Below are 12,142 nucleotides of genomic sequence, written 5' to 3'. Positions count from 1 at the left end.
AAGTGAACTCCAAAAGGCGTCAGCACTGTGAACCCACCGAAGCTGAACAGTAATGTCAGCAGTAGGAATCCTCTTGCTTTAGCAAGAGGAGGTGGTCAACATCAGTTGAAACTGCAGAAAAATCAAAATTGACTACATGATAGCTGTTGTGGTTAGGTAAATTCTCTTCATAAATCTTTGTACCGGAAAAGAGCTCTTCATATCTGTCTTTGTAGGAAATGTCATAGTAGCATTTAAGCATTGAAACAAAGGAGGATTTACCAAAATGACGAGGACGCAGAAGTACAGGGTACCAGCTAAGACTATTATCATCTAGAGATTTGATAATCAGACTTTTATCTGCAAAAGCCTGATTGTTTTTTCTTAATAAATCAAATGAAACTTTTCCATAAGGATTATTGAGTAATTTTACTGTGCCATCTGACATAATTTGCTTTCCTTCGCAGCCTTTAACCTTAAGAAAATTATAGCATAATATGATGCATTTCCTTGGAACTAGCACCTCTCGACTAATACATCATCTTTTGATAATAGCAATAAAATCGACATTCATCTTTGTAACGAATGCCGATGCATGATATCTGTAACGAAGAGCTCGTTGCTATAATTTATTAATTCTCTGAGATTGAAAAAATCTCCTCAATCTGTCGGTTGGACAAGTCTCCAATCCATTTCTCTCCAGTATTTACCGTCAGATCGGCAAGTTCCTTTTTGGAGTTGATGATATCGTTGATTTTCTCCTCAAAGGTATTGGCACAGATGAATCGGTACACCTGAACATTGTTCTTCTGTCCGATTCTGTAGGCTCTATCGGTAGCCTGTGATTCTACTGCAGGATTCCACCACAGATCATAATGAATTACAGATGATGCTGCGGTCAGATTCAGACCGGTACCGGCAGCTTTTAAGGATAGGATCATACACTGTTCATCTTTTTTGTTCTGGAATCTGTCAACCATTCTGGCTCTCTGCTGTGATGGAACTCCTCCGTGCAGGAACTGTGGTTCAAATCCGGTCTTATCTCTGATCCATTTCTGAAGCAGATCACCCATGGATTTGAATTGAGTGAAGATAAGAGTTTTCTTTTTGTTCTCTCTCATTTCATCTAAAAGATCAAATAGCACTTCCATCTTTCCAGCGTATTTTGCATCCTGGAACTTATCCTCCTTTGAGAACTGGGCAGGTGCATTGCAGATCTGCTTTAGACTCTGAATCAGATTTAAGACAACAGCGGCACGAATCTTCGGATCCGCATTTTTCATAATCTTCATACTGATATCGACTTTCTCCTGATACAAAGCTACCTGCTGTGGTGTCAGAGTACAGAACTTGTCTGTTGATATCTTCTCTGGAAGATCGTCAATAACACTCCTGTCTGTTTTAAGTCTTCGCATGATAAATGGAGCAGTGACTCTCTTGAAGCTGTTGACTGCTTCAATGTTGCGTTCCTTTTCAATAGGAGCTGCAAACTCCTTTTTGAAGTTGTCGGTTGTGCCTAAAAGTCCTGGATTTGTAAAATCCATAATTGACCAGTATTCCATAAGTCTGTTTTCAACCGGAGTACCGGACATGGCAATCATTGAGTCTGCCTTTATGGCTCGAACAGCCCTGAAAACCTGAGACTTGTTGTTCTTAATGGCCTGAGCCTCATCAATAACCATTAGCCTCAGTTTGAGTTTTTTTAGGTTGTTAAGCTCGGTTTTAAGAACACCGTAGGTGGTGATTACCACATGGGTATGGTTCTTAAGATTCTTCTCTGCGTAGTAGATGTTATAGGTAATCTGTGGGGCAAACTTTGTTAGCTCACGGCTCCAGTTAACCAAAAGTGAGGTTGGTACCACTATCAGCACCTGCTTGTCCTCAAGTTCTCCGTCATAGCGAAGTTTCTCAATTGCAGCTATAACCTGAAGAGTTTTACCAAGTCCCATGTCATCTGCAATTATTGATCCCATCATGGTTCTCAGGTTACGGGTAAGCCAGCTGTAGCCTCTCTGCTGATATGGTCTAAGATTTGCCTGAAGAGTTGGCGGAACCTCAATACTCTTCTCAGAAAGTATATTCTTAAGGCAGGACTGCAGCTCTTTTGTAATCTGAACATTGTTCTGTCCAAAGTGGCCTGTGAGGGCTGCTGCCATCAGTCTCTGTTTGGTTGGAGTTGCGTTGGCAGTCAGAAGCTTTTTGGCAATTCGTGAGGTAACGGAAGGATCAACATACACAAAGGAATTTCTAAAGCGTACCACTTTTCCTTCATGCTTTCTGAGTTCATTAAACTCACCTTCTGAGATGGGGTGATTGCCAAGTGCCAGATCCCAATGGAAATTGAGTAAATCAGCAAGTCCCATATATCCCATACTCTCATCCCATTTGCCATCTGTACCGATGGTCATGGCTGACTTAGGAGTTAGAACCTTCTTAAGTGACTTAGGAACAATCAGTTTTACTCCCAACAGTCTCATGGCAGGAATTGTGGAGAGAATGATCTCGGCAAGACTGTCTAAGGATATGATTCCTTCTCCTTTCTGATCTTCTAGAAGTTCGGTGAGAACTGGGCAGACTGAGCTTAATCTTGCAACAGTTCTGAGACACTCAAATCTTATTTTTTTGTACTCGTTGTTCTCCAGAATCTGTGTTAAAGGAATAAAGGCTTCCTCTGGAATTCCTGCTTTATCCAGACGGTTGAATCCCATGGTGATGGATACTCCGTCCTTATTTGCAAAAAGTTTCTTTAGTGTTCTTTCTCTAAGAGGAAGAAGCTCAATCTCATCATCAACAACAGGAGCTGTCAGAGAGGTATCTGTTTCATCTGCTGCAATATCGACGTACTTGTTATCTGCATTCTCTTCATCGGTAGCTTCTTCATCAGAAGCTTCTTCTTTTACATCTCTAGCTTCTTCAATGATGGCATCCAGCGTATGTTTTGATAATGCGGACCTGTCTTCAAGAATAATCACCGGCAGTACCTTAAGATTCTGAAGATAGATTGGTGCGATCCAGGACTCAAGACCAAGTTTTACTCGTTCTCCTGCAATATCCTCTTCAATATCAACAAATTTACGCAGGAATACCGAGCTTATTTCAATTGACTGATTGTCATAGCTGTCAGGATAAAGAGTGGTGAAGGCTTTAATGATATAGCTTTCTATAAAGAAGCTTAAGATAATCTCTCCTAAGACGCTGGCACTTAAATGCTCCGGTCTGCGGTCTATTCTGATGGTTGAATCAGGGAATATTAGAAATGCTTTGCCAACCTCATCGACAACTTTTCGAACCTCATCGGACATGATACTTGGGATCCACCTTACACAGAAGAAATCCTCAATCGGCTCGTAGATCTGGGGGATAACAGCACCTTTTGTCACAAGTTTTGTTGCAATGAACCAGGCATGATACATAGCTTCTATTTCATAAGGTGCCTCTTCAATTTTGCGAGGTTCAATGGTTCCCGAGAACATTTCATAATAAGGTGCATTCTCATAATTCTCTGAGGCTGGATCAAAAGGTGTCTTTTTAAGTGGTTCACCGTTGTTCTCTACAGGATGAATAGTCCAGAATAACGTTTTGTCTAAATGGTTACGGCCCCAGGAGTCAATGGTTAGTAATGGATTGCTGTCGTTGTACTCTGGGAGATCACGGTCGGTCTTATCTTTAAGCTGTTTATCCGCAAGCTTTGCTGCCTTTATAAGACACTTTTTTACAATGGCTCTGAGATCACCTTCCACAAAACCAGCAGGTGAAGGTTTGAAAAGTCCAAGTACTGAATCAAGTAAATCAGGAATTTCTATATATGAGGCTTTAATCAGATCCTCAATTGAGGTCATCTTGTCCAAACCAGGCTGTTCAAGAATTTCCTTCCAGCTTGGCATTTCCGTCTGTTCTACCTGCTCAAGATTGATATTGAGTCGCTTAAGCTCTGCTACTATATCAAGTCCTTTGAGTTCAAAGAGGATAAAAGGATTAGCATCGATCTCCTGACTGAATTTGTAGATTACTGCTGCTATGTGTTTGCAAGGGACAGCATAGTCAGGACAGGAGCATTTGAACTTTAAGTCATCCCATTTACGCGGAAAGATATTGATTCCTAGTTTTGATGCTTCTTCTTCAATTTCAGGAGCAAGTTCTCGGGCAGAGAGCTTTGCCAGAATTACTGGAGATTTTGCTATGGCGTCTAAAAGGGCTTTTCTCTCCTGAGATGTAAACTGTGGTAACTCGATTTTAACAGAATAGAACGGATCATAATTTCCTTTAACTCGGGCTTTTATGACGCCTCGGTTTATATCAGGATTAAGTGCATATACCTTGTCTGAGTTTGCGTAGGAGAGTCCTCTTGGAATTCTGTTCTCCTCATCTATACCTGTGAGTGCATTGAGCCATCTCTCTCCCCACCAGGTAGTACCGTATTTATTAGCCATTTTCCTATTGTTATCCTTAATAAATCTGAACTGAACAATTTTATATTAAGGCAAGATGAATAGGGTCACTATTTGCGGTTCTTGTTCACAAAAAGGGCAGAATTGCAGTTTTATTAAACAGTTTGTCTAGGCAATATAGTTGAGAGATGGCAAGATCTGGCTCTTTACTTTTTACTTTTCCCTTGAGATTAAAATTATCTGCAACTTCCGTTATTTTATTTGAAAAAAAATTCTTTAAATTGTTCTACGCTACCAGTTTGATATTTTAGAAAATTAAGAAGTAGTACAGGATATTTATCATGCTTTCATTTGTCATAAATCCAGGTGTCCTTAAAATAAGGCTCAACTCCTATTTCAAAAAGAGTTCCTATGATATTTAAGGTAAGAGATTTTCCAAAACGGCGGGGACGACAGAAGAATACTCTTTCGTATTGATCAGTCAGCTTATAAATATATTCTGTCTTGTCGATATATATCGAATCATCTTGAACTAAATTTTCGATATGTTCTGACTGAGCAATTCTTTTCATGAGCTATCTCCATAACCAGTTACCATTATAAATGGTTAGAGGTCTTTCAATAAAAGGAATTAAAACTAAAATTTGTGTAAATACAATGTAATTGGTAGAGTTATTTTCATGTATAACAAAAATTGCTGTGAATACATACTTCATCAGAAATGCACATTTGTACGTATAACTTAACTATCCATCTTCCTTAAAAGAAGTTTTTTCCTTGTAAATACCTACATTTTTCTTCAGATCTGTCCGTAAATTACTACTAATTATGATGAAGTTAACATTTTTTGTTTGTTTACTTTATTAAACAACTTTGTATAATTTTAGAATCTCTATCTAAGCTGATAATTAGCCGTTATACATAAACTTATCTTCACAAAATATTGATTGAAATCTCATTAGTTAATGGGGGTAAGCTCATAAAGAATCTGTTATTTCATTAGAAATAATCCTCAAATTTTGCTGTTTTACCTAAGAAAAATGTTGAGTTCATCACAGAGTAATAAAAAAAACAGATAAAACGACAAATATTTTTAATTTCATGATTTTTAAAGTTGTTTTTAGAATTTCTTTAAGTAAACTAAGTAATGTAACCGGTTAAACGGTTACATATATTTTAAAGAATTTATAAGGATTTATATTATGAAAAAGTCATTATTAGCTTTAGCTGTTGTTGCTGTAGCAGCATCAGCAAATGCAGCTACCGTTTATGATAAGGACGGTACCTCATTAACTCTAGATGGCCGTGTTCAGGCTGTTTTCTACAACGGAAACCACGGAAAGGCTGCTGAGCATGATGCATCAATCCAGAACTCTGGTCGTTTTGGTGTTGGTGGTAAGTCCCAGATTACTGATTGGGTAGCTGGTATCGGTTATGCTCAGTGGGATGTTGCTGATGGTGCTGGTCATGGCAATTTCGAGGCTCGTGACCAGTTCGTTGGCGCTGATTTTGGCGAGTTTGGTGTTTTACAGGCTGGTCGTTTCGTTGATTCATCATACTATGCAGAAAACGTAACTGATCATTATGAAGATGCTGCTGGTACTGTTCAGGGTATCTTTAATGGTGAGCGTCGTGGTGGTCAGATGATGTATACCTATGATAACTATGGTTTCCATGGTCAGTTAGGTGTTCAGACTGCTCAGGATAACGCAAGAATCAACAATGACAATAAATATGCTGTTGATTCTGGCTTTAATGGTGCTTTAGGCTATACTTTTGAGAATGTTGTATTTGGTCCTTTATCATTCCGTACCGGCTATAGCTACTTAAAGGGACAGAAAGATGGTGATGTAGGATATGTAACAGCACGTAATGTTACAACTGCACAAGGTAAAGTTTTTGATAAATTTAAACATGCAAACTTTGGTGTTGCATGGGGTAATCTAGACTCTGGCTTCTACACTGCTGCCTTATATGAGTATGCAAAGATGGATTTCCAGACAGATGAATCTTGGAAGAGAAAAGGTGTCGAGCTTGCTGTTGGCTATGCATTTGACAATGGTGTATCTGCATTAGTAGGTTATGAATTTTCAACCGATACAGCAACAAATGGCAATAAAGCTAAGAAAAAGAGAATTCCTGTATTTGTAAACTATAAAGCAAATGAAAACTTCAATGTTTGGACTGAGTTTGGCTTTAATGCAGGATCTGATCATGAAGATGACTTCCCAGCAACAAGCTATAGCAAGAAGGTAGATCATACTGTATTTAGCGTAGGTGCTCGTTACACCTTCTAATTCAATAGATTAGAATTATTAAACTAGATGATCCCTGCAGAGAAATCTGTGGGGATTTTTTTTATGCAATCTCCCTAAAAAAATGAATATTTATAATCATATCTTAATTATATAAATTCAAAAATAATTTAAATTTATTGTATATACTCACAGAAATGATTGTATATGTTCTAATTTCTTATTATCTGCTTAGAAAATCAGATAATTAGCTTAAAAAAATTGCTAGTAATATCAATTTTTTTAAAAAAACAAAGGGTTAGAAATCTGTAATATTTTATTTTTGTGATGAACTCGAAATATTTATTTTAAATATGAGCGATAATTTGCGTGTAATCGTTTTATACGGTTGCAGTTTTTTTATCAGATAATATTTGGGGATATATATTATGAAAAAATCATTATTAGCTTTAGCAGTTGTTGCAGTAGCAGCTTCTGCAAATGCCGCCACTATTTATGAAAAGGATGGCACTAAGCTATATGTTGATGGCCGTGTTCAGTCTGTTTATTACAGTGTAAATCACAAGGCAAATAAAGTTGTTGCTCAGAATGATTCTAATATCAAGAATTCAGCACGTTTCGGTATCGGTGGTAAGACCCAGATTACTGATTGGGTAGCAGGCTATGGCTATGCTCAGTGGGATACCTCTGATGGTTCAAACAACGCACAGTTCACTGCTCGTGATCAGTTCGTTGGTGCTGATTTTGGTGAGTTTGGTAAATTACAGGCTGGCCGTTATAGAGATTCTGGCTACTATGTTGAGAATTTAACCGATCACTATGAAGATGCTGCTGGTACTCTTCAGGGTTCTTACAATGGTGACCGTCGTGGTGGTCAGTTAACCTACATCTATGAGAACTATGGCTTCCATGCTCAGGCTGGTGTTCAGACTGCTCAGGATTCAGGCAAGGTTGGCGGCAATGCAAAGCAGGTTGATTCAGGCTTTAATGCTGCATTAGGCTATAAGACTGGTGATATCGTATTTGGACCTTTAGATTTCCGTGTTGGCTATAGCTATGTTAAGGGCCAGGATGGCAATGATGTTACCGCAGCTACCGGTGCTTCATTTGATAACTTCAAGCATGCAAACTTCGGTTTAGCTTGGGGTAATTTAAACTCAGGCTTATACATGGCAGCTATTTACGATTATGCTAAGTTCAATGGCTTAGGCAAGACTGCTGTTGCATCAACCGATAATACTACCAAGAATGATGGCTTTGAGTTATCAGTTGGCTATGCATTTGACAACGGTGTATCTGCATTGTTAGGTTACGAAGTATCTTACTGGGAGCTTAATAACGCTAATGGCCAGACCAAGTACCAGATCCGTCGTGTTCCACTGTTTGTTAACTATAAGCTAAATTCAAACTTCAATATTTGGACTGAGTTTGGCTTCAATGCTGGTTCTGACCATGCAGACAAGATTGCTAACTACACTCGTTCACAGGATAAGAACTTCTTCTCATTAGGTGCTCGTTATACCTTCTAATAATCAGTTAATCTGATTAGATTATCTATTATGATCCCTGCAGAGAAATCTGTGGGGATTTTTGAACTCATTCAATTTTTCCATTAAAACTCTTTTCTTAGCACTCCATTAGTTGATCACTTTACAATTTTTAATATTATGTGTGTGATCTAGCTTAAATATTTATTGCAAAACTCTTTTATTGCGCTAAAATATTTTGTTGTTAGTTAGTATTAGCTAACGCCTTATTTTTGTTTTTATGGAATTAATTATGAAAAAATCATTATTAGCATTATCAGTTATCGCTGTTGCAGTTTCCGCAAACGCAGCTACTGTTTACGAGAAAGACGGTTCTTCATTAACTATTGATGGTCGTGTTCAGTCAGTTTTCTACAACGGAAACCACAGAAAGGCAGCTGAAAAGGATTCATCAATCCAGAATTCAGCTCGTTTCGGTATCGGTGGTAAGACTCAGTTAGCAGACTGGGTTTCTGGTATCGGTTATGCTCAGTGGGATGCTACCGATGGTTCATCACATGAGAACTTTGAAGCTCGTGATCAGTACGTTGGTGCTGATTTCGGTGAGTTCGGTCTAGTTAAGGCTGGTCGTTTCCTGGATTCAACCTACTCAGTAGAAGCTGCTACCGATATCTATGAGGATGCTGCTGGTAATGTTCAGGGTAAGCACAACGGTGAGCGTCGTGGTGGTCAGTTACAGTACACTTTCAATAACTACGGTTTCTTTGCTCAGGCCGGTGTTCAGACTGCTCAGGACAATGCTAAGCTAGTTGATTCAGAGTACTTCAACAATGGTAACGATAAGTTTGCTATTGACAGTGGCTTAAACGGTGCTTTAGGTTATACCATTGATGACGTTGTATTCGGACCTCTATCATTCAAGGCTGGTTACAGCTATGTTAAGGGCCAGTCAGACAATGATGTAACTGGTAATAATGGTAACGCTTTCAACAACTTCAAGCACGCTAACGCATCTATTGCCTGGGGCAACGTTGATTCAGGCTTCTACGTAGCTGCTTTATATGAGCACGCTGCTTTAAGAAATGCTGCTGATACCCAGAAGATTGTTAACGATGGTTTTGAGTTAGCTGCTGGTTATGCTTTCGACAACGGTGTATCAGTAATTGCCGGTTATGAGAACAGCTTCTACCACAAGAAAAACATGATTACAGGCGAGAAGACCAACAAGGCAATCGTTCGCCGTATTCCTGTATTCGTAAATTACGCTATCAACTCTAACTTCAACGTATGGACCGAGGCTGGTTTCAACGCAGGTTCAAGCGCTTCTGCTGAAGATGAGAAAGTTCTTGAGTCAGCTCGTGAGACCGTATTCTCAGTTGGTGCACGTTACACCTTCTAATAGAATTCAGGTATTCTAAATGCAGTCCCTGGAAGAGTAAATCCTCCAGGGATTTTTATTATAAATATCATGTAGATAACAAAAATAATGTGATCTGTATTAAAGTCCTGTAACTAATCTCTAAATTTTTGTCGTTAATCAAATCTTAATTAAATTTTGAAAACATAGTTTTGAGAAAAAGTCTTAAAAAAAATGTTTTTGACTAATCTTCACCTCAAAAATTTGATCTCAACCCAAAATAATCCATAACCATTTGACTTATTGTAAAAAAAATTAGCAAAAATATGCACGATAATCACATTATTAGGATTAACTTCTTGATACTACGTGTTTTTGACCTAATCTTCAAATACATGAAGAATTTTGAGCGTATGTGTGGGTGATTATCATGAAAGGGTTGGTGGTTTGTTTAGCTGCAGCAGTTATTTCCAGTTCATCATATGCTGCAACCATTTTTGAAAAAAGCGGTCTTTCCTTAAACAATGATTTCCATGCCTATTCAGAAATGAATAATGAGAAATATTCTGAAACTGGCTATATGCAGAATCAGTCCTTCCTGCAGTTCGATCTGTTCGGTGTCAACAGTATCATTTCCAACTGTGATTCCAACGGAAACTGTCTGGTTCAGAAAAACGAAAAAACAGACACTTCTGAGTTAAAGTCTGTAAACTGATTATCCTCAAGTCTTTTTTACTTGTACAGATGTTGACCACACATGGCATCTGTATTTCTCTGTATTTGCTATTCATATTTTTCTTTCTTTGTCACAATTAACTCTGTTTTTATAATTTTGTTATTTGATTAATGATCTGCAACCATGATTTTTGTTTAAAACCATTCAGCAGAGCATGTTTGTAAGGCCTCTTAATGTATAATAACCTATGTAGATCATAGAGTTTGAAGATGTCCTTTGATGATTTTTCTTGAATAAGGATTCGTAATGGCTTTAAAAAAGGTTATTGTTGGAATGCGTTCTCTATCAGAGATTAGAGAATGTAACGGTATTTACATTGATAAAACCAGATTTATTGATTACCTTGAGAATAATGCAGGTACCAAGGTTCCTGTATTTCTGCGTCCCAGACGTTTTGGTAAGAGTCTTACAGCAGATATGCTGCACAGCTACTACGATATTCATGAAAAAGACAAATTTGAAAACAATTTCAAAGGTACCTGGATTTATGATCACAGAACTCCTCTTGCAAGCTCCTATTACGTAATCCACTTTGATTTTTCTGATGTTTCCTCTGATTCAGAAGATGTTAACTATACATTTCTTTCTTCTGTAGGCGGTTCAATTAAAGACTTTACGAAGTTCTACCCCGATAAAGGTTTGACAGATGAAGAACTGGATTATTCACGTTATAAAACAGCCTCTGATTTAATGCAGTTTTTTCTGGAAAATTTCACAAAGAAGGCAAAAGACGGTGAATATCTGTATGTCATCATTGATGAGTATGATCATTTTGCCAATGAGATTCTGACCAGAGATAAGGAAGCCTTTAAAGATATAACTTCAACTGCTGAAGATCATGAGGGACTCATCAAGAGATTCTATGCTTTATTAAAAAAGTATTACCGAGGCTCAAGATCTGGCTCTATAGACAGATTTTTCATCACAGGTGTGTCATCTGTTTCTGACAGATTTTTCATCACAGGTGTGTCATCTGTTTCTTTAGATTCTGTAACCTCGGGCTTTAATATTGCAACGAATATCAGTTCAATCTCTTTATTCAATGAGATGATAGGTTTTACTCATGATGAGTTATCAGAAGTTATTGATGAGACTGTAGATTTATCTGTGCTACCTGATATAACCAAAGAACAGATAATGCAGATTATGGAAGAGAACTTTGACGGTTATGCTTTTGAGAAGAAAGCAAAAGAGAAAATTTTTAATTCAAACCTCTGTCTTGCCTATCTTAGAAGCCTGATTTTGGAAAGAGAACTTCCTTATCCAAATGAAATATCTCTGAATGACGATGCCGGCAAGTTAAGGGGAATGCTGAATCTCTGTGAGGATGATGTCAGAGAGGAAATAGTCAGGGCAATGTTTAACAAAGCGCCTATTGTTACAGAGCTCCCAGACAAGATGAATCTTAACAGTACCAATTATTTTGATAAAGCTCAGATGGTATCTATGCTTTACCACCTGGGCTATCTGACAATAGACACCGATGCATCCAGAGAAGAAGGAGTTACAAGCTTTGTTATTCCAAATAAAGTCTATGAGAAGCTGTTTTTAGACTACTGCCGTCTATCTATAGGCTACAGAGCAGATGCCTACAAAGATTTATCCTCCATGTATGAAGAGTCTGCTGATATAACTCCTCTTTTACAGATAATAACAGAACAGATAGAGACCAAGCTTAATCCTCAGTCTTTGGGAAAATTCACAGAGATGGCACTGCAGCTGATATGTGACAGTATTATCAATAACAGTAGAAAGAAAATGCTTAGCTCCTACACTGAGTTTTACACCGGCAAAGGCTTTGCTGATATCTTTGTAAAGAATACCTATCCTAACGGACACTATTTCCTGTTAGAGCTTAAATACCTGCATAAAAAGGATGGCAGCAAGCCTGCTGTTGAAGGTAAGTTATTAGAGGCAAAAGAGGAAATCGAAAGATACCG

The 12,142-nt window shown here is 38.0% G+C and carries 8 protein-coding genes; 5 read left to right on the top strand and 3 right to left on the bottom strand.

Going from position 1 to position 12,142, the window contains the following annotated elements:
- Positions 1-55: 55 nt before the first annotated feature.
- From QZU45_RS08795 to QZU45_RS08785, 3 genes are all read right to left on the bottom strand, one after another.
- Complete coding sequence (locus QZU45_RS08795) at positions 56-427, bottom strand: AAA family ATPase (protein WP_295354267.1); 372 nt, start codon at positions 425-427, stop codon at positions 56-58.
- A gap of 184 nt (positions 428-611) precedes the next feature.
- A complete protein-coding gene (locus tag QZU45_RS08790) occupies positions 612-4,409 on the bottom strand; it encodes a DEAD/DEAH box helicase (RefSeq protein WP_295354264.1) in 3,798 nt (1,265 codons plus the stop codon).
- Between the two features lie 305 nt (positions 4,410-4,714).
- Positions 4,715-4,939, bottom strand: a complete 225-nt coding sequence (locus QZU45_RS08785; RefSeq protein ID WP_295354261.1) for an AAA family ATPase — start codon at positions 4,937-4,939, stop codon at positions 4,715-4,717.
- 630 nt (positions 4,940-5,569) lie between these two features.
- On the opposite strand from QZU45_RS08785, the gene QZU45_RS08780 reads away from it, so the two are divergent.
- The 5 genes from QZU45_RS08780 to QZU45_RS08760 form a co-directional block, all read left to right on the top strand.
- Entirely contained in the window at positions 5,570-6,664 is a 1,095-nt protein-coding gene (locus tag QZU45_RS08780; protein WP_295354258.1) for a porin, read from the top strand.
- 386 nt (positions 6,665-7,050) lie between these two features.
- On the top strand, positions 7,051-8,151 hold the full coding sequence (locus QZU45_RS08775; protein WP_295354255.1) for a porin: 1,101 nt from the start codon (positions 7,051-7,053) through the stop codon (positions 8,149-8,151).
- A 250-nt stretch (positions 8,152-8,401) separates the two neighbouring features.
- A complete protein-coding gene (locus QZU45_RS08770) occupies positions 8,402-9,508 on the top strand; it encodes a porin (protein ID WP_295354252.1) in 1,107 nt (368 codons plus the stop codon).
- A gap of 388 nt (positions 9,509-9,896) precedes the next feature.
- On the top strand, positions 9,897-10,181 hold the full coding sequence (locus tag QZU45_RS08765) for a hypothetical protein (RefSeq protein ID WP_295354249.1): 285 nt from the start codon (positions 9,897-9,899) through the stop codon (positions 10,179-10,181).
- A 267-nt stretch (positions 10,182-10,448) separates the two neighbouring features.
- On the top strand, positions 10,449-12,142 hold a 1,694-nt coding region (locus tag QZU45_RS08760; RefSeq protein ID WP_295354247.1), incomplete at its 3' end, for an AAA family ATPase.

This window comes from uncultured Succinivibrio sp. (assembly GCF_902756765.1).
Taxonomy (GTDB): Bacteria; Pseudomonadota; Gammaproteobacteria; order Enterobacterales; family Succinivibrionaceae; genus Succinivibrio.
The sequence above is the reverse complement of the archived record's forward strand: the minus strand, read 5'-3'. Positions and strand labels throughout refer to the sequence as shown.